Source organism: Salinicola rhizosphaerae, from assembly GCF_014652715.1.
Taxonomy (GTDB): domain Bacteria; phylum Pseudomonadota; class Gammaproteobacteria; order Pseudomonadales; family Halomonadaceae; genus Salinicola; species Salinicola rhizosphaerae.
On record NZ_BMZI01000001.1, the window covers coordinates 296801 to 321019 of the forward strand.

Sequence of the window (24219 nt, forward strand, 5' to 3'; positions counted from 1 at the left end):
ACGCGTCGTGGAGGCGGGCATCTTGCCCGCTGACGCCCTATTCGCGAATAGCGGATTTCTACTCGCTAGTGACGGTCTGCTCGGCGAAGATGACCCCGGCATCTCCCTGCATGGCGTCGACCTGACGCGGGACGCCGAGGGCCGCTGGCACGTGCTGGCGGACCATCTGCAGGCGCCTTCCGGCATGGGGTTTGCGCTCGAAAATCGCATCGTGATGGCGCGGGCACTGCCGGACCTCTATCGCAACGCTCCGTTGAAACGTCTGGCCGGGTTCCTCTCGCGCCAGCATCACTCGCTGGCGGCGCTGTCGCGGCTCAATCTCGATCAGCCGACGGTGGCTCTCTTGGCGCCTGGGCCGGATCATGAAAGTTACTTCGAGCACGCCTATCTCGCCAATTATCTGAACCTGGCGCTCGTCGAGGGCGGCGATCTGGTGGTCCGTGACGCCCGCGTCTGGATGCGTACCCTGGGCGGACTCAAGCCCGTCGACGTGCTGTTGCGCCAGATTGGCGACGCCTGGAGCGACCCCCTGGAGCTGCGCGGTGACTCCCTGATCGGCGTTCCCGGACTAATGGAAGCCATTCGCGCCGGTGGTGTCGGTATCTCCAATCCGCCCGGCGTCGGGGCGCTGGAACACCCGCTGGTAGCGGCTCACTTGCCGCAGCTCAGCGAGCATCTGCTGGGCGAGCCGCTGTTGATGCACGGCGGCGAGCGTCACTGGTGCGGCCGAGGCGAGGGGCTGGCGTGGGCGCTCGCCGAGTTCGATGCGCTGCACTTCGAGCACGTCGATGGCCGCGCACCGCTCGTGCCTTCGACGCTAGATGCGCCTGCGCGAGAGGCGTTGCGGCACGCGCTGGTGGCCGAGCCAGCGAGCTATGTGGCCTCTCGCCCGATTCGCGGGGCGACCGCGCCATTTCTGACGCCCGACTGCGAGTCGTTGATTCCCTCGACCTTCAATCTGCGCTGCTTTACCCAGGCAAGCTTCGATGACGGGCTCCAGTTCACCGGCTTCGAAGCCATGCCGGGCGGGTTGGCCTGGCAAGGAGAGCCGGGCCTTGCGATGCAGGCGAGCCAGTGCGTCAAGGATCTCTGGGTCAAGGCGGAGTCACCGCAGCCCCATGTCAGCCGCCTGCGGCGTTCACATCAGCCGCTGGTGGTGACCCGCGATGGCATGGATCTGCCCAGTCGCGTCGCTGACAGCCTGCTCTGGCTGGGTCGCTACGGTGAGCGTCTCGACGGACGCTCGCGGCTACTGCGCGAAGCGCTCTATCGCCTGCTGGATCAGGATCAGGAGGGCATGGCCGACGCCACGCTCGACGATCTCCTGCATCTGCTCGAGGTGGACTACGCCGAGGCCGACGCCGCCGAGGAGCGTTTCGTGGCGCATCGTGATCGCCTGATGGCGCTGTTCGGCGAGCGTCAGGGTGGGTCGCTGCCCGAGCTGATCTCGCGGATGATCCACAACGGGCGTGCGGTGCGCGATCATCTCGGTGACGATGCCTGGCGCGTGTTCAATCAGCTGCGTCAGGAAGCGATCCGCATGCCGCAGCTGGAGCCGGTGCATGGGCGGCGGGCGGTCGAGACGCTGATGACCCAGCTGGCCGCGTTTTTCGGTTTTTGCAACGAGACCATGCCGCACCATTACGGTTGGCGATTCATGGATATCGGGCGCTTTCTCGAACGCGCCATGTCGACGCTCTCGCTGCTGCGTTATGCGCTGATCGAGTCGACTCACGCCGGCGATGCGCTCTGGGACGTCGTGCTGTCGGTCACCGATAATGCCACGGCCTATCGGCGCCGCTACCGCAGCGAACTTCACCCGGCTGCCATGCTGGATCTGTTGCTGTTCGATGAAGGCAATCCGCGTTCGATGGGCTATATCTTCAAACGCCTGGAGCGCCAGATCGATCATCTGCCTCAGCCCAGCGATACGCCGTACCGCAGCAATGAGGCGCGTCTGCTGATCCAGGCGCGCTCGGCGCTGCATCTGGCTGATCTCGAGACACTCGCGCGGGTCGATGAGGACCCTCTCGCCCGGGAAGCACTGGCGGCACTGCTCGATGGTCTCGCGGCACCGCTGTCGGCGCTGTCGCTGGCGATCGAGCACAGTCATTTCAGTCACGTCGAGGCACCACGCCAGCTGATTCCCATGCAGGCCTGAACGAGCCGGCAAAGGCCGTCAACGCAAGGATCGCGACATGCGTTACCGCGTCAGTCATGAGACACGCTACGAATATGCTTCGCCGGTATCGTTGTGCCACAACGAAGCGCGTGTCGCGCCTCGGCAACTACCCTGGCAGCGGGTGGCGCAGAGCGAGCTTGCGGTGGTGCCCGCGCCCCAGGTGATCCAGTGGCGACAGGATTTCTTCGGCAATGACGTGGCCTACTTTTCCGTCCAGGAAGTGCACCAGACGCTGACCGTCACGGCGAGCAGTCGTCTGGAAACGTCCGAGCGACCGTTGCCGCCACAGGCCACCAATCTCGACTGGCAGCAGGCCCTCGGGCACGTCGGTCAGCGTGCTACGCTGCGCCAGTTTCAGCTGGATTCGCCGTTCGTGGGGCGACATTCGGCGCTGCGCCGCTTTGCGGCGCCGAGCTTTGCCACGGGACGTGGATTGATCGATGCGCTCGATGATCTCAACCTGAGAATCTTCGAGACCTTCGTCTATGATCCCGGATTTACCACGCTCGCCACGCCGGTTCTCGACGTACTTGAAGCCAGACGCGGCGTCTGTCAGGACTTCGCGCATCTGATGATCGGCTGTCTGCGTTCGATGGGGTTGTCAGCGCGCTATGTCAGCGGTTATCTCGAAACGCTGCCACCGCCCGGCCAGCCGCGTCTGGTCGGGGCCGACGCGTCCCACGCCTGGGTTGCCGTCCATATCCCGGAGTGGGGTTGGCTGGAACTCGACCCGACCAATGGTGCCCGCCCCGGGATGCGGCATCTGGTTCTCGCCTGGGGGCGTGACTATGGGGATGTTCCGCCGCTCAAGGGCGTCATGAGCGGTGGGGGAACGCATCAACTCGAGGTCGCCGTCGACGTGGAGCCGATCGCCGGCGAGTCGCGCCAAGGCGCGTTGAGCGGTTTCTAGCGGCCAGTCTCTGATGGCCAATCGTCAGACGGGGAGTTTGCGTCGCTCTCTTGTCCAATGGCCGGCAATGATCAGCGCCAGGACGCCCGCGACGAGTCCCCAGAATGCCGCGCCAATACCGAAAAGTGTGACCCCGGATGCCGTGGTGAGAAAGGTGATCAGCGCTGCCTCGCGCTGTTCCGGCGCCGCGAGCGCGCCACTGAGGCTGCCGCCGATGGTGGGTAGCAAAGCGAGCCCGGCGATACCGACGACCAGGGCATGCGGCAGGGCGTCGAACAGGGTGCCGATGGAGCCGCCGAACACGCCCGCCAGCAGATAGAACCCACCGGCGCAGACGGCGGCCGGATAACGGCGCGCGGGATCCGGATGCACATCCGACCCCATGCAGATTGCCGCCGTGATCGCGGCGAGGCAGACGGTAAAACCGCCGAAAGGCGCCAGGATCAGCGCCGTGAGCCCGGTCCAGATCATCAATGGCGAGACGGGGGCATCGAGTCCCGCGGCCCGCAGCGTGGCCACGCCCGGGGCATTCTGAGAAGCCATCGTGACCACGAACAGCGGCAGGCCCACTCCGATCAGACTTGCCAGCGAGAAGGTTGGCCAGACTGCCTGAGGCTGAGTCATCGACCAGTGGGTGTCGGCAAGCCGTGTTTCGCCACCGCCGATGGCGAGGCCCAGCCCGACGATCAGCACCAGCAGAATGGCGTATCGGGGTAGCCAGCGCTTGGCGAACAGGTAGGTGATCAGCATGGCAAGGATGAGCGTGAAATCGCTCTGCAGGGAGGCGAAAGCGTCCAGGCCGAATCGCAGTAGAACACCCGCGAGCATCGCGGCCGCCAATGACTGGGGGATGAGCTGCATCAGGCGGGCGAACCAGCCGGTCACGCCGCACAGCACGATCAGCGCCGCGCAGAACATGAAGATCCCGATGGCGTCGCTCAGGGGAGTGCCCGGTAGACTGACCGCCAGCAACGCGGCGCCCGGCGTCGACCACGCCGTCAGGATAGGCTGTCGGTAGCGCAGCGATAGACCGATCGACGTCACCCCCATGGCCAGTCCCAGCGCCGCTAGCCAGCTACCGATCTGGTCGGCCGTGGCGCCGGCGGCCTCAGCGGCCTGAAAGATGATGACGGCGGAACTGGTATAGCCGACCAGCACCGCGATGAAGCCCGCCGAGAGATGCGAAGCGCTGAGCGATTTCCAGAACGATGGGGGTGTCGGCATGTCGAGTCGGGGCAGTTGGTGAAGGTTACGTGCGTTATAGCGCACAAATATCTGCTAGTTCAACGGTCGCGATAACGCACGCCGTTGCAAAGAATGATCATGGATTGAAGCCAGAGTCTCGATTCAGGCCGGTTCGAGACAGTCAGGGTCAAGATGGACAGGATCGAGATAGCCAGGATCGAGATAGATCGAACCGCAAGACAGGGAATCGGAATAGAACGGACGGGGATAACCCGTATGATGGTCGTCGCTCGCCGAGCGAGCCGATATTCATGCCCGACGGAGAGGCAAGCATGGAAGAGAACATGGCCTCGATCGGTCGCCATCTGAAACGTCTGCGCGGGGAGCGCGGCTGGAGCTTGGATCGTACCGCCAAAGCGACCGGTGTCAGCAAGGCGATGCTGGGACAGATCGAGCGTGGCGAGTCGATGCCGACCGTGGCGACGCTATGGCGAATCGCCAGCGGCATCCAGGCGCCACTCTCGCACTTTCTCTCGCCCATCGTCGGCGAAACGCGATCGGCACCCGCGGCATGGCATCGCGATGTTTCAGGGATGGTGATCCAACCCCTGTTTGCTTTCGACCCGGCGCTGGGATTCGAGATGTACCTGATCGAACTGGCGGCGGCGGGGGCTAGCGAGTCCACGCCGCACGCCGCGGGCGTCATCGAGCATGTCGTGGTGATCGCCGGCGAACTCGAGTTGACCGTCGATGACAGGCGGTACTGTCTCGGGGCCGGCGAAGCGATGCGCTTTCCGGCCGATCAGCCCCATGGCTACCGCAATCTCACGTCGCACCCGGTGAGATTTCACGATCTGATCCACTACCCGCTGCACACTCATCCGGCAGCGCCGGCATCGTAAGGGCATCAGGGCGATAGCGTTTCAACAGCGCCCACAGAATGCTTTGGGTCTCGACATCCGGATTGCCGGCGGTATTGGCGGGTCGAAAGTGCATCTGAAAGGCGCGCGTGACATCGCGTGTCATCGGGTCGAGTTCGCCACTGACCTCGAGCGCGTAGCCGTACGTGGAGAGCGCCGCCTGATAGGCATCGATCGATGGCGGACAGCGGACAAACCGGCGCTGATAACGGGCGACGTCCGCCGCATGCGGCCAGGCGCCGACACCGGCGAGGTAGAGACGATGCCACGGGAACCGAGGGCCGGGATCGATCTTGCGTGAGGGGGCGATATCCGAGTGCCCGAGGACGGCCGGCGGGGGCAGGTCGTAGCGGGTGACGATATCTTTCGCGAGCGCGATGACGGCGCGGATCTGTGCATCGGGATAGGACTGCCAGCTAGCGACCCCGTGCTGGTGCTGTGGCCCGCGATTGACGATCTCCACGCCGATGGAGGTGTCGTTGATCTGCGTGCGGTCCTGCCACGCACTGACGCCGGCGTGCCAGGCGCGACGATCCTCGTCGACCAGCTGCATGACGTGGATGTGACCGTCGTCGGAGAGCTCGCGGGGCACCAGGTAATGCGCACTGACGTCAGGCCCCATCAGGGTCTTCAGCGCACGCGGGGCATCCGAGTCGGTGTAGTGCAGCACCAGATAGCGAATTCGCTGATTGAAAGCGCTGGAATGATGGCTCGAATCGACCCGATAACCGGCACGCTGTTCCAGGGAATGACTGGCGCAGCCAGCCATCAGCCCCCAGACGCAGAAAGCGAGCCAGTATCGGCAACGGGTCGAGAGAGAGTGGTTCGGCGTCATGAATGCCTCTGGGCGGGGCTTGTCGGATTGGGCGGATCAGAGTCTGGTCAAGAGGTAGCGCGTGGCGAGTCCGAGCGTCAAGGTCAGCGAAAAACTGAGCATGGTGCCGAGCAGCACGTATTCGGTCAGCTTGCGGTCGCGGTCTTCGTAAAGATCGCCAAAGCGCAGTACCGACTTGGCGGTCAGCAAAAAACCGATGGCGGCCATCTGGTGGCTGAGCACGAACGTCAGAATCAGAAAGCGTTCGAGCATGCCGATTCGTGCACCGGCGTCAGCCAGCGTGCCCCGAGTGTCCACGCCCTGGCTCCAGCGCCGCATGATCAGGGCGATCAATACCGATGCGGGCTTCATGGCGACGAGGTAGGCAAGCAACAGCAGTAGCGTGTCAGGCTGCCACAGCAGCGACCAGTCGATATCGACCTGTGGCAGCGGTGCCTGCAGTTCGGTCCAGAGCCATACCACGATCAGCAGGTGCAGGCCCTGATCGAGAACGAAGTAGCGGATCGGGCGTGCCGTGGTGTAGCTCTTGGCGACGTCGATCAGCCAGTGGCTGATGCCGATCGCTGCCATTGTGAGCAGGGCCGGCATCCAGTCGACATCGAAAAAGCGCAGTGCGGCAAGATTCAACGCCATGTGAATGGCGACGTGGGCGTAGAGCGACGGCGCGCGAAAGTGTCGTTCGCGCTTCTGGGCGGCCCAGCTATTGCTCTGCAGCAGGAAATCGCCGATCACGTGCGCCAGCAAGAGAGACAGGAGCAGGGAAAGGGCTTCATCGCTCATCGGCATGTGCCTCCGATGCCCCAACCAGGGCCTCGCGTGCGTAGCGCATGTACTCCTGGATCAGGCTCCATCGAGCGGCCGTCAGGCGACGGTTCACCGTTGGCTGGGTGCGCCCGATCTGCCTGGCCAGCTCGCGCTGCGAAAGGGAGGTGGTCAGGTTCCACCGGATGACCTCGGCGGCGTTGTGGCTCCAGTGGCTGATGATGTCATCGGCAAAGCGAGTCAGCAGATCGAGATCGTCTCGAGGGGGCTGTAGAAAGAGCCCCAGTCGCTGATCGCTCTGGCCGAGTTGATCGAGCCCTTGACCGGAGCGTACGAAGGGTTCGCCGTCGGCATCGATAAACGCGTCCTGGCTGGGCATATCGCCCTTGCCGATGCCGATCGCAATCCGCGCATCCCAGGTCTGCTGTTTGCCAGGGGAGTGCTCGATCAGGCTGGCGCGCATGATCACGGCCGCACGAATCGCTTCGGCGGGATCGGGCAGGGCCAACTGAAAAGCATCACCGCGAAACCGTATACCGACGGCCGCGCACTGCGAATGCAGCAGGGCAAGCCCGGCGTCGATGGCGCGCCTCAATCGCGGCTTGTCCGAAATCTCCCGTGAGGCGACGACGTCGCCGCTGAGTACACCGATGATAGGCACGACGAATCTCCATCGATCGAGTTCAGTGCTTTCGTCAGAATATAGATAAAAAAAGCTATAATTTAAATTATGCGTAAAAAAAGCTATCGAAATTGGTGTGCATGAGCCTACAGCGCTGTCGTTACGCTAGCTCAAATACTGTGTATATATCCAGTATTTTTTCGTAAGCCAAGGAAGTAAATCAGGGTGTATTGATTCGCAGGGGAGCGGCCGCGTGGGGCTTTTTTAGCGCTCGGCACCGGGCTTCGTTCGTCGGCCGGGACGTGGGTGGCGTAAGACGCGACGAGAGAAGAAACGCGGTGGAACGACAAGCCATCGACCACGGCGGAGATAGAGCAGTCGATAAAAAGAACGGCAGATAAAATAGATCGGCGGATATCAGGATGACGTCAATGACGTCTCGTTCTCCGGCGCGACACCGACGACTCTCGCCGATACTCGGTTCCTGCCGTGCGCCTTGCAGTCGTAGAGTGCCCGGTCGGCGTCAGCGATCATGTCATCGACGTTGACCAGTACGCCGTGAGGACTGGTCACGACACCGACGCTGACGGTAACCACCGGCGCGGTCGGGGAGTGTGCGTGGGGCAGACCCAGCGCCTGAATCATGCCGCGCATCGCGTCGGCGAGCGCCCAGGCCTCTTCCTGTACGGTATCGATTAGCAGGACCAGGAACTCCTCACCGCCCAGGCGCACCACGACATCGGTCTCCCGACGGAAGGTGTCGCGCAGTACGCCAGCGATTTCGACCAGGCAGGCGTCGCCTGCCGGGTGCCCGTAGTTGTCATTGAACGCCTTGAAATGGTCGACGTCGATCATCATGGCCGAGACGGTGCAGTGGAGTCGACGGCTCAACGGCACGATCAGGTTCAGACGGTGTTCGAGCAGGCGTCGGTTGCCAAGGCCGGTCAGTGGATCGTTCATCGTCTGCTCGAGAAGCGATGCGTTGTGGCTTCGCAACGCCTCGATCAACTGCTGGATCTGTCGGGCGAGCAGGCCGACGGCATCGGTGCGTGTGGCGAGGTCTTTCGGCATCATCCGTGGTGTGTAACCGAAGTCGCTCTCGAGCCGGACATGATCGACCAGACGCCGAATCGGCGTCAGAAGCCATCGATCGAGAATGAGCCGCGTCCCGGCGACGGCGAGCATGGCGACACAGATGCCCGCGAGCATGGTGGCGGGCCAGAAAGGCAGGAAGACGCTCAAGCCTCGCGCAATGGCGACGAGCAGGGCCGCCGCCGTCAGGATAATCAGCGCAGCAGCGAGCGAAAGCATCAGGGTAGAGCGTGCGATCGATTTCAGCATGGTGATGAACGGTGTCGAGATCCATATCGTCTTGTCATTGGCAAACCACGACCGTCCGCGATCGGGTCGCTCGCGCCGAAGGCCGCTTGCGAAAGATATATCGACCGCCGGGGCGATAACTGTAGTCGGCATCGATTCATTAAGTCCGGGAGATAATCGGATTTGGGGGCAATGTTGATTCAGGGATAACTCAATTAGCTGGTCGTATTGTCGTTGCCAGGTCGGTCGGCGGCCCGGAGGGCCGGTATGGGCACAAGGGTGGAAAACGTGTAGGCGTACAAGGATCCGCTGGATGGCTCTCAGAGATATTCGGGCTTTTATCGACCCATGAGAATTGAAAGATAGAGCGGTGGCTCCTTTCGGTGTGGACCGGCAGGCGGAAGACTAACGATACGTCCCTGGAGCCGCCCGGCGACGCCGTCTGCGGTAACTTGGCTTGTGGAATTGTTATCGGCAAATAACGACTCGTTAATGGCGGCGTTATTCTCCACGCGGGTATCGAAAGCCGATATTGAGAGCCAGTATCGAAAGCCGGATTTAAAGTGTGGCGACGCAAGGTGGATCAACGGCTTGGCGTGAGCGTCTCATCCCTAACGAGGCGCGCCTGGGAGCGATGGTTTGTCCGGGTATGGTTAAAAAGTAACCAGTATTTAACTCATGTGGTCTTAATACCGGTTTTTCGAAAGGGGGCTTCCGAGATCGCCGGATTGAATCGAATCTTCCCGAAAGACGCGCGGTGGGCACGGAAAAACCCGCAAAACACCAATAAGTTTCACGGAATAAAGAAAATCAATCGGAAGGTCCTGAAATTATCATCGCTCTTGGACTTGCATTCGATGGCATAAAAGCAATAATACGCCTGCCAAGTGTTCTACAACGGAAAAGCTAATGTCTTTATTGAGTGACTACGTCAAGAAGGAACAGCTGCTCAAACAGCTCGAGGAAGAACTCAAGCGCATGGAAGGCGATCAGCGCCTGAAAGCGGAGCTCGAGTTCAAGGAGAAGCTGGAAGCGCTGATGTCGGAGTATGGCAAGAAGGCGGCAGATGTCATCGAGCTGCTGAGCCCGAAGCCGGAGAGTGGCAGCAGTGCTGCACCCGCGGCTTCCAGCGGTGGCCGACGCAAGCGCAAGCTCAAGATCTACAAGAACCCGAATACGGGTGAGGTCGTCGAGACGCGTGGCGGCAACCACAAGACGCTGAAGATCTGGAAAGACGAGCACGGTAGCGATACCGTCGAGTCGTGGGTCGTCCGCACCGAAGACTGATGCTGAGACCGTCAGAGAGACTGACCGGCCTTCTGGTCACTGTCGTAGAATCTGACGCGATATCGAACGCCGTAAAGCTCGAGCCTCTGGGTTCGGGCTTTTTTTCGTCGCGACTGTTTGAGTCGGAGAGAGTGTACTGGCTACCCTGGTGGCGATGCGGGATTGATCGGTGCGGTACTGGCTAGTGCGATGGCCGGACTGGGGCAGGAGCGAGGGGGCAGGCGTCGCGATTTGAAAGCCGTCGGGCTTCGGATATCAGGCCTTCGAGCTGATACCGCCGAAACCACCATGGCGTGATTGGCCGTTCGGCCCGTAGACACTGCCGCCGATCGCCTGGTTGAGAAAATCGATAGCGCGCTGGTTGTGTTCCAGACGCTGAGAGATGATGAAGCCGTTGAGGCGATTGACCTGCTGAACCTGCTGCGCCAGCAGCACGATCTGCGACCATAGCGATCCCGCATCGAGGGATTCGGCAAAGCGTTGGGCACCCTGACGACCCTCGCCATATCCCGCCTCACGCTGCGCTTTGCGGCGCTGGTTTTCCAGTTGCTCGAGTCGAGAGAGCCATGACTGTTTGTGAGCGGCAGTCTCCGCCAGGCTGCTGCCGTCGACCTGGCCGGACTTGAGGCACTCCCGCTCCACTTCGAGCGCGCGCAGATATTGTTCGAGGCAGGCGTGCTGTTCGGCGATGAGTGTGGGCGCTGTCATGACATTATCCGGATCAAGAATTAGGAGTTACTGCCCAGCAGGTCACGCACGCTCTGGACCAGCCCATCGGCAATCTTGCCGGTGTCGAGATCCAGACGTCCCTCGGCAATCGCCTGGCGAATCTCGTTGACGCGCGCCGTATCGATGTCGCCGCTCTCGTCGCTGGCAGAAAACTGACTCAGGGTCGTGGTCGAGCCGGCCTGAGCCGATTGGGAGACGAGCGGCGCTGCCCCTTTTCTGGAATCGGCGGCGTCGCTTTGGGTCGGGCGAGTCAGCGGTTGTGTCTGATCGATCTTCACGTTATCTACCTCATGGCGTTCTGCACGATGTGTGCTTGCCAACGTTATCGGCAAACGTCATCAAAACTGAAATCGGGCGGGGTCAGAATTTTGTTAAGAAATTTATCTGACTAGCCCGCTCGATTGTCTGACTCAACATGGTCTGACTCAAAAATCGACACTCAGTTGATCCTGCCCCGTCACCTTACCCTGCAGTATCTGCCGATTTTCCGTCTTGAGACGAATCGTGCTGCCCAGTCCGCCATTTTCCAGCGCTTCGACACTTCGGCTGATGCGAAAGCCCTCGCCCGTGGCCGTCAACATGACCGTATCTCCCCGTTTGACCATCCAGGGTTTTCGAATCATGTCGTCGGTCACGCTCGTGCCCGCCGGAATCCGCCGCTTTGCCACCTGGCCGACCGCCTCCGTGAGCGAGGAGAGATAACCGCGGCGCAAATGAGAGAGATCCGAGGTTTCCCAGGAAAGCGCTGCCTGGTCGAGTCGCTCGCCCGGTCCGATGGTTCGGCTGGCGACGAGATGTCTGACCTGCGCGGATACCGTCGCCTGTACATAGCGCGTCTGCTCGTCTTCGGCACCGCATCGAATGCCAACGGTGACGCGCCCCTGCGGGGTGCCCGGGCGGGGGAGAAAAGGTTGTGGCGATGCGCAGGGACCGAAATTGGCGTTGCCGTCCCGCACCTGGATCTCAACGTCGTCGCCCAGCGCCGCCGTCTGCTGAACCAGAAAGGCGCGAACCGTGGCGTCAAGCCCAGGCGCCGGTGAGTCCAGCCCATCTGCCTGTGCGATCGACGGCAACGGCAGCATCGACAGGGCGAAAAGAATCACCCAGGTGCCCAATGCGGTAATCATCAATCCGCGCCTCAGGCGCGACGCTCGACCGGAGCGGGGTGAGGCCGAATATCGGGAAATACCGGATTTCATGGCGGGCTCTCGATTCGCATGGGCAGGCAAAACGGGTCGGAGTCGGCCACCGAGTCTAGGAGCCTGTTGGGCTTAACGTCGCGACGATCGGTCAAGCCCGACAGGCTCCTGGGGCGGTTCTCTCCAACATGAGAAGCGATTGTATAGCTGTCGGTCGTCGGGCATTGATCAAAATGATGCGCAATTGACGGCCTATTTCGTCGTTTGTCGGTTTTGGCTCGCCGTTATTCTCCATCCTGACGATTTTCCGTGGTCCGCTTTCGAGCGGTGTTGATTTCCAGGATTGCCACCTCGGGACTTTGGTTTTGCCGATATCGGCACTGTTACCGACGACCATGCGTCGGTCGATGATCACCATCAGGGAGCGTTTGGCATGTTCGACAAGTTGGACAGCGCACTGAGATTCCAGCAAGAAGCGATCAATCTGCGCGCAGAGCGTCAGAAGGTGCTGGCCAACAATATCGCCAATGCCGACACGCCAAATTTCAAGGCGCGCGATTTCGATTTCCAGTCCGAACTGACGCGCGTCATGGAGCAGGGGCGCAGCGAGGGCTCGGGGCTGGCGCTGGAGCGTACTTCATCGCGTCACATTGCCGGCGGTGCCGGCGCGGTCAGCGCCGTTCACGAATTGCAGTACCGCATGCCGGATCAGCCAAGCCTGGATGGAAACACGGTCGACATGGACCGTGAGCGTTCCGCTTTCGCCGATAACGCGCTGCGTTATCAGGCGGATCTCACTTTCGTCAGTCGCCGAATCCAGGGGCTGAAGAACGCGATGCAATCGGAGTAATTCCATGTCCATGTTCAGTGTATTCGAAATTTCCGGATCGGCCCTCACGGCCAATTCTCAGCGCATGAATGTCACGGCAAGTAACCTCGCCAACGCCGACAGCGTCGCCGGTCCCGATGGCGAGCCTTATCGCGCCAAGCAGGTGATGTTCCAGGCGATGAGCCAGAACGGCTCGGGCGTCGGCGGTGTGCGCGTCGATCGCGTGGTGGAAGACGAGACGACGCCAATGCGTCTGGAGTACCGGCCGGGCGATCCGCTGGCAAACGATGACGGCTACGTGCAGCTGCCCAATGTCGATCCCGTCAACGAGATGGTCGACATGATTGCGGCCTCGCGCTCGTATCAGGCCAATGTCGAGGTGATGAATACCGCCAAGACATTGATGAGCAAGACCTTGACCATTGGCGAAGGTTGAACGACCGCCGCTTTCCAGTCCCGATGGATTTTCCGCTAAGGAGACAGCATGGCCAGTCCGGTGATCGGTAGCACGACACTCGCCAATATCAACGGCACCACGTCGACGAGTACGACGACAGGTACCAGCTCCAGTGATGAGCTCAACGACCGTTTCATGACGATGTTGATCACTCAGCTGAAGAATCAGGATCCGACCAATCCGATGGATAACTCGGATATGACGGCGCAGCTGGCGCAGATCAACACCGTCAGCGGCATCGAGGATCTTAACGACAGCCTCGACAAGATCAACGATCAGATCGGCGCTGGACAAGCTCTGCAGGCCACTGCGCTGATCGGGCAGGGCGTCATGGTGCCCGGCGATCAGATCCTGGTGGGCACCAGCGATGACACCACGGGCGAAGTGGCCGCGACGCCAGTGGGGGTCGATCTCGACAGCGCGGTCGACGACCTGCAGATCACGATCAAGGGCGCCAACGGCCAGGCGATCGACAGCTTCTCGACCGGCCCTCTCAGCGCCGGCGTTCACAGTTTCACCTGGGACGGCACGCTGTCTGATGGCAGCTACGCTTCCGCCGACCAGACCTACAGCGTCGAGATGACCGCAGTCAGCGGTGACAGCAGCTATACCCCGACCACGCTCAACTATGCGCTGGTCAACGGTGTGATCCAGAGCGACGACGGCTCGCCGACGCTCGACCTGGGATACGCTCAGGATCCCGTGACGCTCGATGACGTGCGTCAAATTCTCTGAGTCGACAGACAGACAACGCAGCAGTTTTTGACGCCATTCAACGATGTCATTTAACGATGCCAACTAATCAGGCAGGGAGACCATCATGGGATTTTCGCAGGCTCTGAGCGGCATGAACGCCGCCTCGCAGCAGCTCGACACGATCGGCAACAACATCGCCAACTCGCAGACCTCGGGGTTCAAGAGTTCGTCGGTCCAGTTCGCCGACGTCTACGCCAGCAGCAAGGTCGGTCTGGGTACCAGCGTAGCGGGCATTCTGCAGGATTTCGGTAACGGGACGCTGGAGACCACCGACCGGGATCTGGATCTCGGGATCAGCGGTGACGGCTTCTTCCGGTTCCAGTCAGGTGACACGGTCGGTTACTCGCGCAACGGCCAGTTGACCATGACCACCGACGGCTACCTGGCCAATGCCCAGGGGGCTTATCTGACCGGCTATAACGTGCAGAACTTCAACAGTTCCACGACGGCTGCGACGGTCGCGACCGGTGGTCAGCCGGAGGTGATCCAGATTCCGAGCGGTTCGATCTCCGCCAGGGCGACGACCAGTGCATCTGCGTCGATCGATCTCGATGCCAGCGATGACGCGATCACCGCGGATTTCGACGCCGACGACGCCGATACCTACAACTACGCGACCTCGACCACCGTTTACGACTCGTTGGGCGTGGCTCACAACCTGCAGATGTACTTCACCAAAACGGACGATAACACCTGGACCGTCAATACCAGCCTGGATGGCACGACAGACCCGACGACCACGACGCCTTCCACCACGCTACTGTTCGACGAAAATGGCCGTTTGCAGGGCGTCGATGATGGCACAGGCACTGGTACGACGGACGGAAGTGCTCTGTCCTTCACGTTCCCGGGCACCGATGGCGCCGCTGAGCTGAGCTTCGATTTTGACTTCGATGGCTCCACTCAGACCGAGCAGTCCTATGCGATCAGCTCGCCGAATCAGGACGGCTACGCTTCCGGTCAGCTCGTGGGCATCAGCATCGATAGCGATGGCACCATCAACGGCAGCTACTCCAACGATCAGACGGTGGCCCTGGGCCGCGTGGCGCTGGCGGATTTCGCCAACACCGAAGGGTTGCAGCCGATCGGTGACAATCTGTGGCAGGCGACTACCGCGTCCGGCCAGGCCGTGATCGGCACTGCCGGCAACGGTTCGTTCGGCTCGCTGCAGTCCGGCACGCTCGAAGCGTCCAACGTCGACCTGAGCCAGGAGCTGGTCAATCTGATCATTGCCCAGCGCAACTTCCAGGCCAACTCCAACACCATCAAGACGCAGGACGAAGTGCTGCAGACGGTCGTCAACCTGCGTTGATGAGCCGTTGTCGCATCGGCGCCGGCCTGGCTGGCCGGGGCTGATGCGATGCCTTCGCGCACAGGGGTACCGAGGATCTTCGAATGGATCGCATTCTCTACACCGCCGGCGGCGGTGCCAGTCAGACCATGGCTCAGCAGGCCGTGGTCAACAACAACCTCGCCAATGTCTCGACGCCGGGCTTTCGCGGCCAGTTGATGGCGCTCCGTGCGGTGCCGGTCGAGGGCGAGGCGCGTCTGGACACCCGGGTTTCGTCGATGATGACGACGCCGGGCGCCGACTTCACGCCAGGCAATATCGACACCACCGGGCGCAGCCTCGACGTGGCGCTGCAGGGAGCGGATAGCTGGTTGGCGGTACAGTCCCCGGACGGGGGGGAGGCCTACACACGGCGTGGCGATCTCCAGGTCGATGCTACGGGGCTTCTGACCTCTTTGGGCAACCCGGTGCTCTCCGACAACGGTCAGGCCATCGTCGTGCCGCTGGGCGGGGACGTGACCATTGCGCCGGACGGTTCGATCAGCGTTCTCGAGCCTGGCCAGAATCCGGATTCGGTCGCGCCGCTGGCGCGTTTGAAGATGGTTGCGCCCGGCAACGACAATCTGGTCCGCGGCGAAGATGGCCTGTTCCGCATGACGCCGCCAGCAGGGCAGAACGTTGCGGCGCCAGTCCCGGCCGACGACGCCCTGCGTCTCGTGCCCGGCGCGCTCGAAGGCAGCAACGTGACCGCCACCGACGCCATGATTTCGATGATCGACAGCTCGCGGCGCTACGACATGCACATGAAAGTGATCGACAGCGTCGACGAGAACGAGCAGCGCGCCAACAGCCTGCTGTCGCTGACCAGCTGACGACCCGCCACCGCTTAACGAGGTTCTCCCATGATCAAGTCTCTCTGGACCGCCAAGACCGGCCTCGAGTCGCAGCAGGTCAAGCTCGACGTCATCTCCAACAACCTGGCCAACGTCTCGACCAACGGTTTCAAGCGCTCCCGTGCCGTGTTCGAAGATCTGCTCTATCAGAACGTTCGCCAGCCCGGCGCTCAGTCGTCGGTCGTCGACACGCTGCCTTCCGGCATGCAGGTCGGTACCGGTGTTCGCCCCGTGGCAACCGAGCGTCTGCACACGCAGGGCGGTCTGCAGAACACCGAGAACTCGCGGGATCTGGCGATCAACGGCAAGGGCTTTTTCGCCGTGCAGATGCCCGATGGCACCACGGCCTATACCCGCGACGGGAGTTTCCAGGTCAACCAGAACGGCCAGATGGTGACCGCCGGTGGCTATCCCGTCGATCCGCCGATCGTGATTCCCCAGAACGCCCTGTCGATCACGGTCAGTCAGGATGGCACGGTCTCGGTGACGCAGCCCGGCACCTCGGACAGCAACGAAGTCGGGCAGATGATGCTGTCCACCTTCATCAATCCGACCGGACTGCAGAGCATCGGTCAGAACCTCTATCTCGAGACCGAGGCTTCCGGTCCGCGCAATGACCTGACACCGGGGCTGGACGGCGCGGGCACGCTCTATCAGGGCTATGTCGAGACCTCAAACGTCAATGTCGTCGAGGAGATGGTCAGCATGATCGAGACGCAGCGCGCCTACGAGATCAACAGCAAGGCTGTCGAGACCTCCGACGAGATGCTGGCGCGTCTGACCCAGCTCTGATGATCGATGATGCGATGACGGCACGCGTGGCGAAGGTGAATCCGATGCGGCAAAAGTTATGGTGGACAGGTGTGGCAGTGCTCTTGCTGCTCGTCAGCGGCTGCGCACAGATCCCGCGCCATTCGGTGGTCGACAATTCCGATCCCGTCGAGATTCCCTCCACGCCGCCGACGCAGGTCAACGGCTCGATCTACCAGGCGCGCTTCGGCTACCAGCCCCTGTTCGAGGATCGCCGGCCGCGTCAGGTCGGTGACATCATCACCATCGTGCTCGATGAACAGGTCAGCGCGAGCAAGAGTTCCGCCGCGAACGCGACCCGTAACGGCTCCATCGGCCTGACCATGAATCAGGTTCCCGACCCGCTCGATGTGCTCAATGACTACGGCACCGACGTGGAAGGGGAGAACGTGTTCAATGGCTCGGGCGGTGCCAATGCCAACAACACCTTTACCGGCACCATCACGGTGACGGTCTACGACGTGCTCGCCAACGGCAATCTGAAGGTTCGCGGCGAAAAGCAGATCGCGATCAACCAGGGGACCGAGTACATCCGCTTTTCAGGCGTGATCAACCCGCGCGCGATCAGCGGCGTCAACACCGTGCAGTCGAGTCAGGTGGCCGATGCCCGTATGGAATATATCGGGGATGGCTATATCAACGAGGCGCAGACCATGGGTTGGCTGCAGCGCTTCTTCCTCAACATCGCGCCTTTCTGATGCTTATGAACCGCTTTCGCCGTCTCTCATCGACCGCTATCCGGTCGACCGTCTTCCGTCAGTCGAGTATTCGCCTCGGCCGTCTGAGCCTGGGCCTGTGTCTGGCGCTGCTGATCTCGTCGCTGAGCAGTGTCGCCAGCGCGCAGCGGATTCAGGACCTGGCCAATTTCTCGGGTATCCGCAACAACCCGCTGGTGGGATACGGGCTGGTGGTCGGTCTCGACGGGAGCGGCGACCAGACGACTCAGGCCCCCTTCACCGGGCAGAGCATCACCAATCTGCTTTCGCAGCTCGGGGTGACGATCCCAGCGGGGACCAACATGCAGCTGCGTAATGTTGCTGCCGTCATGGTAACGGCGGAGCTGCCGCCGTTCTCCCGTCAGGGGCAGGAGATCGATGTCACGGTCTCCTCGGTTGGCAACGCGGATAGTCTTCGCGGCGGTACGCTGCTGATGACGCCGCTGAAAGGGGCGGATGGCCGGGTGTATGCGTTGGCGCAGGGCAATGTCTATATTGGCGGCGCCAGTGCGTCGGCGGCCGGCAGCAGCGTCTCGATCAACCATCAGGCCGCCGGACGCATTCCCGATGGCGGAGTCGTCGAGCAGGAAGTCCCGATGCGTCTTGGTTCGCCCGACGGCACGCTCGACCTGTTCCTCAAGCGCTCTGACTTCGAGAATGCGCGTCGCGTCGTCGCCGCGATCAATCAGGAATTCGGCGCGCCCGTGGCAGCTGCGGTGGATGGCCGCACGGTGCAGCTGAAACTGCCGGCGGACAGCAACTCGCAGGTCAGTTTTCTGGCGCGGGTGCAAGGTATCGATGTCTCGACCGAACGTGGACCGGCCAAGGTCATCGTCAACTCGCGAACCGGCTCTGTCGTGCTGTCGGATACCGTGACGCTCAATCGCGCCGCCGTGGCGCACGGCAACCTGTCGGTGGTGATCGACTCCAACCCGGTCGTCAGTCAGCCGGGAGCGCTTTCCGGGGGCCAGACGGCCGTCGTGCCCAACGCCGACATCACGGTGCAGCAAGAAGGCGGCGCGCTGCAGATGCTCAACACCAGCGCCGATTTGATGGACGTGGTCAATGCCTTGAACGCTCTCGGGGCCTCGCCTCAGGATCTGATGTCGATTCTGCAGGCGCTGAAGGCGGCAGGCTCGCTCAATGCTGACCTGGAGATCATCTGATGGCGATCACGCAGAGTCTATCGGGACAGTTCGCCCTCGATGTACAGAGCGTGCAGAAGCTCAAGTACAGCGCTGCCAACGACCCGCAGAAGAGTCTGAAAGAAGCGGCGCGCCAGTTCGAAGCGATCTTCATCCAGTCGATGTTGAAGAGCATGCGAGAAGCGACGCCCAAGTCCGGCCTGATGCATAGCCAGCAGATGGACATGATGCAGTCGATGCAGGATCAGCAGTGGTCCCAGCAACTGGCCGGCAAGGGATTCGGATTGGCTGATCAGCTGGTTTCGGAGCTTTCTCGCAGCGGACTGCCGGGAACGTCGGATCGATCTTCGGCCGCCGGGGCCGAGGCGAACGTCTCGGCCGTGATTGCTGGAATCCCTCGCGGGACGCCGCGCGTGCTGCATGGCGGATTGCGCATGCCCCAAGAATTGAGCGCATCGCAAGACGCGCCGTTCAGCGTCGAAGACGATGATCGCCCGTCATCCGTCAAGGCGTTTCTGGCCAAACTGGCGCCCTCGGCCAAGCAGGCGGAAGCCTCCTCCGGTGTCCCGGCCGAACTGATTCTGGCGCAGGCGGCGCTCGAGACGGGCTGGGGCGCGCGCGAGATCCCGACAGCCGACGGCGGCAACAGCCATAATCTTTTCGGCATCAAGGCGGGTAGCTACTGGCAGGGCGAGTCAACGACGATTACGACGACCGAATACGTCGATGGCCGACCGATCAAGAAAGACGATGCCTTCCGCGTCTACGACTCCTACAGCGACGCGTTCTCCGATTACGCCAATCTGATCGGCAACAATCCTCGCTATCGCGATGTGGTCGACGCCGCGACGCCGCAGCAGGCAGCCGTCGCACTGCAGCGCAATGGCTATGCCACCGACCCACGCTACGCCGATAAGCTCAATGCGGTCATGGCGCAGCTCGGCAGCATCGACGGTATCGCAGCACCGACGTTGATGGCCAAGGCGGAGCTCGACGATCCCTACGCGACCGACACTGCGCCGACGACGATTTTCTGATGATGTGCCGGCGGAAATTTCTGGAGAGAAATTTCGCGCTTTTCCGGCTCACTGCCGGATAACAAATCGTTGCGAAAAAGCATGCGCGACGGCTCAAGCCGTAACGGGGCTCGGCCGATAAGAATCATAACTTTAGATCATGGCCATGTGCATGACGTGGCGCCTGACGGGATAACGCAATGAGTCTCTACTCGATTGGTCTGAGCGGCTTGCGCGCGGCGCAGAACGCGCTGTCGACATCCAGCAACAACATCACCAACGTCTATACCGACGGCTACAGCCGCCAGCTCACCTTGCTGGGAGAGAGTGGCAGCACCGGTTCGCTGGGCACGGGCGTGAGCGTCGACGGCATCCAGCGTCAGTACAACCAGTATATCTCCACGCAGCTCAATCAGGCCGACAGCCGCCAGAGCGCACTGGAAACCTACGATACTCAGATCAGTCAGATCGATGACCTGCTGGCGGACTCCGATTCCGGGCTCAATTCGCTGATGCAGGATTTCTTCTCCAGCCTTGAGGATCTCTCCGGTTCGCCGGCAGATTCCGCGGCCAGGGAAGGGGTGTTGGGAACGGCGCAGAGCCTGGTCGCACAGTTCAAATCCTACGATGACTACCTGAGCGACATGCAAGATGGCGTCAATAGCCAGGTCGGCGATGTCGTTTCTCAGGTCAACGATCTCAGTGACCAGATTGCCGATCTCAACAAGCAGATCACGCTGGCGCGCGCGCGAACCGGTGAAGAACCGAACTCCTTGCTCGACCAGCGCGATAAGCTGGTCAGCGACATGAGCCAGCTCGTCGATGTCGATGTGACCGTCCAGGATGGCTCTACCTATCAGGTCTCGCTATCCAACGGTCTGCCGCTGGTGGCCGGCAACAAGAGCTACGATCTGGCCGCCGTGACCGACGAGGAAGATCCGAGCCGTGTGACCATCGGTTATCGCAACGCGGTCGGGGCGGTCAAGCAGATCGACGAGTCGGTCATTCAGGGCGGTGAACTCGGTGGCCTGCTGAGTTTTCGCAGCGAGACGCTCGACGGCGCACAGAACAAGCTCGGCCAGCTCGCGGTGACGCTGGCCGGCAGCTTCAACGCCATGCAGGAGCAGGGTTTCGACCTCGATGGCGATGCCGGTGAATCGTTCTTCTCGATGGGTTCACCTGGCGTGCAACCGAACACCAGCAATAGTGGCGATGCAGTCATGGCGATCCGCTATACCGGGGATGACGCGGTTGCCGACGGTGACACGCGAAGCTACGCGGATGTGACGGCCGATGACTACCGTCTGACGTATCAGGCCGACGGAAGCTATCAGCTCGAGAACCTGACCAGCGGCGATGTCTCCACGATTTCGCCGAACGCTGACGGTGATCTGGTCTTCGGTGGCGTGTCGATCACGCCGTCCGGCACCCCTGCCGAAGGGGATACTTTCCTGGTTCAGCCAACTCGTGACGCTGCTCAAGGGCTCGACATCGCCTTCACCGATACCAGTCTGTTCGCAGCTGCCGGATCGGCGACCGGTGGCACGGGCGACAACGCCAACGCGCTCAACCTGCTCGATCTGCAGAACCAGAAGCTGGTCTCCGGCACGGCCACGTTCAATGGCGCCTACGCCTCGCTGGTCAGCGATGTGGGCAATCAGACGTCGATCACCGAAGCCAACCTGACCACTCAGGAGGGGCTGCGCGATCAGCTATACGCCTATCAGCAGGCGGACTCCGGCGTCAATCTCGATGAAGAGTACGCCAACCTGATGAAATATCAGCAGTATTACACGGCCAACGCCAAGGTCATCGATGCCGGCACCTCGGTGCTCGACACGATTCTCGGTCTGCGGAACTGAGTGAGCGGGTAGGGCAATAAGGTTTCATGCCGATTCGGTAGATCAGTAGCGACGATGCAAGGTGCCGGGCGCTTCCCGCCGTCGCGAAGAAGGAGATTCCCATGCGTGTCAGTACGACGATGATGTTCGAGCGCAGCGTTGCCTCGATGAATCGGCAGCAGAGCGAGTTTCTGGATGTCGGCGAGCAGATCGCCTCGGGCAAACGGGTCGTGCGGCCATCCGACGATCCGCAGGCCGCGGCCCAGGCGCTTGGCGTGTCGCAGTCCTTGGCGACCAACAGCCAGCAGAGCGACAGCCGGGTCACGGCGCGCAATGCGCTGAGTCAGGAAGAGAGCGTGCTCGACAGCGTCACCGATGCCTTGACCCGAGCCAAGGAGTTGATGGTACAGGCGGGCAACGGCACGCTGAGCGATGCGGACCGAGAGTCCATGGCCTCCGAGCTGGAAGGTGTCTACGAGGCGCTGCTGGGTCAGGCCAACTCCACTGACGGTAACGGAAACTACCTGTTTGCCGGCTACCAGGACAGCGCGGCGCCGTTCGTCAAGAACGCAGACGGTGCCGTCGAATACAGCGGCTCCGAGAGTGTCCGCCAGCAGAAAGTCGACTCCTCCCGACTGATGGAGATCGGCGACACTGGCAGCGACGTGTTCCAGAGCGTCGCTTCCGGGGCAGGTTATCTCGCAGAGGCCGGCGCAGACAACGCCGGGACACTGACTTTCACCGGCCCCAGCATCGCCGATACCTCCGATGCCGGCTACGGTGACAGCTATACGATCAGTTTCGATGCCGATGCTGCCCCGACCACGTATACCGTGACCAATACCGATGGTGACGAAGTGGTGTCGGCTGCCGAATACCAGTCCGGTCAGGCGATCGAGTTCGGCGGCGTGCGCTTGACGTTGGAAGGTGAACCCGAGACCGGCGATACGATCGAGGTGGGCAAGGCCGCCGACATGGACCCTGACATCTTCACGACGTTCGAGAACATGCTCTCCGCGTTGCAGAATCCGCTGGACTCCGACGAGGACAAGGCGGCATTTGCCAATACGCTCTCGACCGCCAGTCGCCAGATGGATAACGCCCTGGACAACGTGCTGACCGTGCGGGCCTCGGTCGGTTCTCGACTCAGCGAGCTAGATACGCTTGATACGGTCGGCAGCGACCGAGAGATCGCCTATACCCAGACCCAGAGCGACCTGATCGATCTCGATTACAACACCGCGGTATCGGATTACGTGCTGCGTCAGGTTGGCTTGCAGGCGGCACAGAAGGCGTTCGTCGAGCTCCAGGGCACGTCGCTTTTCGAGATGATGTAGGGTCGCGTCATCGCCGTCACCCAAGACGAGCGTTCCAGAGGCCGGTTCCCGCGGGAACCGGCCTCTGGCGTTTCTGGCCCGCCCTTGATGACGCCCTTCGATGACGGCGTTCGGCGAGCGGTGCAGGCGCTAAAAAAACGTCCTTCGCTTAACGCGGCGTCCCCGCCATCTGCTCGATAAGCCCCTGCATGAAGCGCAACTGCTGATCGAACAGATCGCTCCAGAACCCGCCCAGGTTGGGTACCAGCGCCAGAAACAGCACCAGACCCGCGGTCAGTGTCATCGGAAAGCCGACCGAAAAGATCGATAGCTGCGGGGATGCTCGGTTGAGAATGCCCAGCGAGAGGTTGATCAGGAGAAGGGCGGTGACCACCGGAATGGCGAGCAGCAGTCCGGAGGAGAAGATCGTGCCGCCCCAGCGCACCAGCGTTTCGGCAAAGCTCGTATCGAGGCTATCGGCTCCCACCGGCAGCACCTCGAACGTCCACGCAAGGATCTGAAGACTGATGAGGTGGCCGTTCATGGCCATGAACATCAGCAGCGTCATGATCTCGAGAAAGCGTGACAGCACCATGGTGTTGGTACCCGCCTCTGGCTGGTAGAAGGTCGCGAACCCCAGCCCCATCTGCATGCTGATGAACTCGCCGGCCGTCTGCACCACGGCGATCATGATGCGCAGCACCATGCCCATCGCAATGCCTATCAGCAGTTGCTGGAGCATGACGACGAGCCCCGTCAACGAAAAGAGCGGGATATCCGGCATTGGTGGGAGCGTCGGGGCGATGGCCAGAGCAATTGCCATGCCGAACAACAGCTTGACCTGGCGAGGCACCGCTGACGTGCTCCACAGAGGAGACGCCATCAGGAAGGCGAGAATGCGCACCGTCGGCCAGAAGAACAGCGTGATCCAGCTCTGCCACTGCGCGGAGGTGATGTCGATCATCGGCGCCTTCGCGGTCAGCTGACCAGATTGGGAATGTTCTGAATCACTTCGCGGGTAAAGTTGGTCAGCAGTTGGATCAGCCAGGATCCCGAGACGATCAGCATCGCGAACACGCCGAGAATTTTCGGAATGAACGAGAGCGTCATCTCGTTGATCTGTGTGGCGGCCTGAAACAGGCTGACCAGCAGGCCGATCGCCAGCGCCGTGAGCAGCAGGGGCGCGGCCACCATCAGAGTCAGCTTCATGCCTTGGTAGGCGAGACTCATCACCATTTCCGGCGTCATTGCGATGCTC

25 protein-coding genes are annotated in these 24219 nt (G+C 61.7%); 15 read left to right on the forward strand and 10 right to left on the reverse strand.

Annotated features, from left to right (window positions below; all coding sequences use genetic code 11):
- Both IE125_RS01205 and IE125_RS01210 read left to right on the forward strand, forming a co-directional pair.
- The coding region (locus IE125_RS01205) for a circularly permuted type 2 ATP-grasp protein (RefSeq protein WP_189442766.1) at positions 1-2161 on the forward strand (2161 nt) is incomplete at its 5' end.
- Positions 2162-2198: 37 nt separating this feature from the next.
- On the forward strand, positions 2199-3092 hold the full coding sequence (locus tag IE125_RS01210) for a transglutaminase family protein (protein WP_189442767.1): 894 nt from the start codon (positions 2199-2201) through the stop codon (positions 3090-3092).
- Positions 3093-3116: 24 nt separating this feature from the next.
- Here IE125_RS01210 and IE125_RS01215 read toward each other — a convergent pair whose 3' ends face one another.
- On the reverse strand, positions 3117-4316 hold the full coding sequence (locus IE125_RS01215; RefSeq protein WP_189442768.1) for a benzoate/H(+) symporter BenE family transporter: 1200 nt from the start codon (positions 4314-4316) through the stop codon (positions 3117-3119).
- Positions 4317-4609: 293 nt separating this feature from the next.
- Here IE125_RS01215 and IE125_RS01220 point away from each other — a divergent pair, with 293 nt between their 5' ends.
- A complete protein-coding gene (locus IE125_RS01220) occupies positions 4610-5179 on the forward strand; it encodes a helix-turn-helix domain-containing protein (RefSeq protein ID WP_189442769.1) in 570 nt (189 codons plus the stop codon).
- Here the strand turns inward: IE125_RS01220 and IE125_RS01225 are convergent.
- The 4 genes from IE125_RS01225 to IE125_RS01240 all read right to left on the reverse strand — a co-directional run bounded on the left by IE125_RS01225 (position 5103) and on the right by IE125_RS01240 (position 8757).
- Positions 5103-6032, reverse strand: coding sequence for an N-acetylmuramoyl-L-alanine amidase (locus IE125_RS01225; RefSeq protein ID WP_189442770.1), 930 nt, complete (start codon positions 6030-6032; stop codon positions 5103-5105). The two genes, IE125_RS01220 and IE125_RS01225, sit on opposite strands and share 77 nt — an antisense overlap.
- 36 nt (positions 6033-6068) lie before the next feature.
- Positions 6069-6812: a DUF3307 domain-containing protein gene (locus IE125_RS01230; RefSeq protein ID WP_189442771.1), complete on the reverse strand. Its 744-nt coding sequence runs from the start codon at positions 6810-6812 to the stop codon at positions 6069-6071.
- The gene (locus IE125_RS01235; RefSeq protein WP_189442772.1) at positions 6802-7455 is read right to left on the reverse strand and encodes a hypothetical protein; all 654 of its coding nucleotides are present in this window, start codon (positions 7453-7455) and stop codon (positions 6802-6804) included. The genes IE125_RS01230 and IE125_RS01235 overlap by 11 nt, the downstream gene beginning before the upstream one ends.
- A 378-nt stretch (positions 7456-7833) precedes the next feature.
- Positions 7834-8757 (reverse strand): GGDEF domain-containing protein, encoded by a 924-nt coding sequence (locus IE125_RS01240; RefSeq protein WP_189442773.1) that lies wholly within the window; start codon positions 8755-8757, stop codon positions 7834-7836.
- A gap of 888 nt (positions 8758-9645) precedes the next feature.
- Here IE125_RS01240 and IE125_RS01245 point away from each other — a divergent pair.
- On the forward strand, positions 9646-10023 hold the full coding sequence (locus IE125_RS01245) for a histone-like nucleoid-structuring protein, MvaT/MvaU family (protein ID WP_189442774.1): 378 nt from the start codon (positions 9646-9648) through the stop codon (positions 10021-10023).
- Positions 10024-10278: 255 nt separating this feature from the next.
- On the opposite strand, the gene IE125_RS01250 is transcribed toward IE125_RS01245, so the two are convergent.
- The 3 genes from IE125_RS01250 to flgA all read right to left on the reverse strand — a co-directional run bounded on the left by IE125_RS01250 (position 10279) and on the right by flgA (position 11879).
- Positions 10279-10731, reverse strand: a complete 453-nt coding sequence (locus IE125_RS01250) for a flagella synthesis protein FlgN (protein ID WP_189442775.1) — start codon at positions 10729-10731, stop codon at positions 10279-10281.
- A gap of 20 nt (positions 10732-10751) precedes the next feature.
- Positions 10752-11030, reverse strand: coding sequence for a flagellar biosynthesis anti-sigma factor FlgM (gene flgM, locus IE125_RS01255; protein WP_189442776.1), 279 nt, complete (start codon positions 11028-11030; stop codon positions 10752-10754).
- A 147-nt stretch (positions 11031-11177) separates the two neighbouring features.
- Positions 11178-11879: a flagellar basal body P-ring formation chaperone FlgA gene (gene flgA / locus IE125_RS01260; RefSeq protein WP_189442777.1), complete on the reverse strand. Its 702-nt coding sequence runs from the start codon at positions 11877-11879 to the stop codon at positions 11178-11180.
- 445 nt (positions 11880-12324) lie between these two features.
- On the opposite strand from flgA, the gene flgB reads away from it, so the two are divergent.
- From flgB to flgL, 11 genes are all read left to right on the forward strand, one after another.
- Positions 12325-12741, forward strand: a complete 417-nt coding sequence (gene flgB / locus IE125_RS01265; RefSeq protein ID WP_189442778.1) for a flagellar basal body rod protein FlgB — start codon at positions 12325-12327, stop codon at positions 12739-12741.
- 4 nt (positions 12742-12745) lie between these two features.
- The gene (gene flgC / locus IE125_RS01270; protein WP_189442779.1) at positions 12746-13156 is read left to right on the forward strand and encodes a flagellar basal body rod protein FlgC; all 411 of its coding nucleotides are present in this window, start codon (positions 12746-12748) and stop codon (positions 13154-13156) included.
- Between the two features lie 48 nt (positions 13157-13204).
- Positions 13205-13912: a flagellar hook assembly protein FlgD gene (locus IE125_RS01275; protein ID WP_189442780.1), complete on the forward strand. Its 708-nt coding sequence runs from the start codon at positions 13205-13207 to the stop codon at positions 13910-13912.
- Between the two features lie 85 nt (positions 13913-13997).
- Positions 13998-15245, forward strand: a complete 1248-nt coding sequence (gene flgE / locus IE125_RS01280) for a flagellar hook protein FlgE (RefSeq protein WP_189442781.1) — start codon at positions 13998-14000, stop codon at positions 15243-15245.
- Positions 15246-15328: 83 nt separating this feature from the next.
- A complete protein-coding gene (locus tag IE125_RS01285; RefSeq protein ID WP_189442782.1) occupies positions 15329-16096 on the forward strand; it encodes a flagellar basal body rod protein FlgF in 768 nt (255 codons plus the stop codon).
- A gap of 30 nt (positions 16097-16126) precedes the next feature.
- Positions 16127-16909 (forward strand): flagellar basal-body rod protein FlgG, encoded by a 783-nt coding sequence (flgG, locus tag IE125_RS01290; protein WP_189442783.1) that lies wholly within the window; start codon positions 16127-16129, stop codon positions 16907-16909.
- 44 nt (positions 16910-16953) lie between these two features.
- Positions 16954-17625 (forward strand): flagellar basal body L-ring protein FlgH, encoded by a 672-nt coding sequence (locus IE125_RS01295; RefSeq protein WP_189442784.1) that lies wholly within the window; start codon positions 16954-16956, stop codon positions 17623-17625.
- The gene (locus IE125_RS01300) at positions 17625-18809 is read left to right on the forward strand and encodes a flagellar basal body P-ring protein FlgI (RefSeq protein ID WP_229808862.1); all 1185 of its coding nucleotides are present in this window, start codon (positions 17625-17627) and stop codon (positions 18807-18809) included. Before IE125_RS01295 ends, IE125_RS01300 begins: the two co-directional genes overlap by 1 nt.
- The gene (gene flgJ, locus IE125_RS01305; RefSeq protein ID WP_189442785.1) at positions 18809-19825 is read left to right on the forward strand and encodes a flagellar assembly peptidoglycan hydrolase FlgJ; all 1017 of its coding nucleotides are present in this window, start codon (positions 18809-18811) and stop codon (positions 19823-19825) included. The genes IE125_RS01300 and flgJ overlap by 1 nt, the downstream gene beginning before the upstream one ends.
- 179 nt (positions 19826-20004) lie before the next feature.
- Positions 20005-21666, forward strand: a complete 1662-nt coding sequence (flgK, locus tag IE125_RS01310) for a flagellar hook-associated protein FlgK (protein ID WP_189442786.1) — start codon at positions 20005-20007, stop codon at positions 21664-21666.
- A 101-nt stretch (positions 21667-21767) separates the two neighbouring features.
- Entirely contained in the window at positions 21768-22982 is a 1215-nt protein-coding gene (gene flgL / locus IE125_RS01315; RefSeq protein ID WP_189442787.1) for a flagellar hook-associated protein FlgL, read from the forward strand.
- Between the two features lie 148 nt (positions 22983-23130).
- Here the strand turns inward: flgL and fliR are convergent, their stop codons facing one another.
- Together fliR and fliQ are read right to left on the reverse strand one after the other, a co-directional pair.
- A complete protein-coding gene (gene fliR, locus IE125_RS01320) occupies positions 23131-23925 on the reverse strand; it encodes a flagellar biosynthetic protein FliR (RefSeq protein WP_189442788.1) in 795 nt (264 codons plus the stop codon).
- Positions 23926-23939: 14 nt separating this feature from the next.
- Positions 23940-24209: a flagellar biosynthesis protein FliQ gene (fliQ, locus tag IE125_RS01325; protein ID WP_189443170.1), complete on the reverse strand. Its 270-nt coding sequence runs from the start codon at positions 24207-24209 to the stop codon at positions 23940-23942.
- Between the last annotated feature and the right edge of the window lie 10 nt (positions 24210-24219).

Excerpts from the sequence above, each read along its gene's own strand:
- IE125_RS01210 (WP_189442767.1), top strand. The coding sequence starts at position 2,199 with ATGCGTTACCGCGTCAGTCATGAGACACGCTACGAATATGCTTCGCCG.
- IE125_RS01215 (WP_189442768.1), bottom strand. The coding sequence starts at position 4,316 with ATGCCGACACCCCCATCGTTCTGGAAATCGCTCAGCGCTTCGCATCTC.
- IE125_RS01220 (WP_189442769.1), top strand. The coding sequence starts at position 4,610 with ATGGAAGAGAACATGGCCTCGATCGGTCGCCATCTGAAACGTCTGCGC.
- IE125_RS01225 (WP_189442770.1), bottom strand. The coding sequence starts at position 6,032 with ATGACGCCGAACCACTCTCTCTCGACCCGTTGCCGATACTGGCTCGCT.
- IE125_RS01230 (WP_189442771.1), bottom strand. The coding sequence starts at position 6,812 with ATGAGCGATGAAGCCCTTTCCCTGCTCCTGTCTCTCTTGCTGGCGCAC.
- IE125_RS01240 (WP_189442773.1), bottom strand. The coding sequence starts at position 8,757 with ATGCTGAAATCGATCGCACGCTCTACCCTGATGCTTTCGCTCGCTGCT.
- IE125_RS01245 (WP_189442774.1), top strand. The coding sequence starts at position 9,646 with ATGTCTTTATTGAGTGACTACGTCAAGAAGGAACAGCTGCTCAAACAG.
- IE125_RS01250 (WP_189442775.1), bottom strand. The coding sequence starts at position 10,731 with ATGACAGCGCCCACACTCATCGCCGAACAGCACGCCTGCCTCGAACAA.
- flgA (WP_189442777.1), bottom strand. The coding sequence starts at position 11,879 with ATGATTACCGCATTGGGCACCTGGGTGATTCTTTTCGCCCTGTCGATG.
- flgB (WP_189442778.1), top strand. The coding sequence starts at position 12,325 with ATGTTCGACAAGTTGGACAGCGCACTGAGATTCCAGCAAGAAGCGATC.
- flgC (WP_189442779.1), top strand. The coding sequence starts at position 12,746 with ATGTCCATGTTCAGTGTATTCGAAATTTCCGGATCGGCCCTCACGGCC.
- IE125_RS01275 (WP_189442780.1), top strand. The coding sequence starts at position 13,205 with ATGGCCAGTCCGGTGATCGGTAGCACGACACTCGCCAATATCAACGGC.
- flgE (WP_189442781.1), top strand. The coding sequence starts at position 13,998 with ATGGGATTTTCGCAGGCTCTGAGCGGCATGAACGCCGCCTCGCAGCAG.
- IE125_RS01285 (WP_189442782.1), top strand. The coding sequence starts at position 15,329 with ATGGATCGCATTCTCTACACCGCCGGCGGCGGTGCCAGTCAGACCATG.
- flgG (WP_189442783.1), top strand. The coding sequence starts at position 16,127 with ATGATCAAGTCTCTCTGGACCGCCAAGACCGGCCTCGAGTCGCAGCAG.
- IE125_RS01295 (WP_189442784.1), top strand. The coding sequence starts at position 16,954 with ATGCGGCAAAAGTTATGGTGGACAGGTGTGGCAGTGCTCTTGCTGCTC.
- IE125_RS01300 (WP_229808862.1), top strand. The coding sequence starts at position 17,625 with ATGCTTATGAACCGCTTTCGCCGTCTCTCATCGACCGCTATCCGGTCG.
- flgJ (WP_189442785.1), top strand. The coding sequence starts at position 18,809 with ATGGCGATCACGCAGAGTCTATCGGGACAGTTCGCCCTCGATGTACAG.
- flgK (WP_189442786.1), top strand. The coding sequence starts at position 20,005 with ATGAGTCTCTACTCGATTGGTCTGAGCGGCTTGCGCGCGGCGCAGAAC.
- flgL (WP_189442787.1), top strand. The coding sequence starts at position 21,768 with ATGCGTGTCAGTACGACGATGATGTTCGAGCGCAGCGTTGCCTCGATG.
- fliR (WP_189442788.1), bottom strand. The coding sequence starts at position 23,925 with ATGATCGACATCACCTCCGCGCAGTGGCAGAGCTGGATCACGCTGTTC.
- fliQ (WP_189443170.1), bottom strand. The coding sequence starts at position 24,209 with ATGACGCCGGAAATGGTGATGAGTCTCGCCTACCAAGGCATGAAGCTG.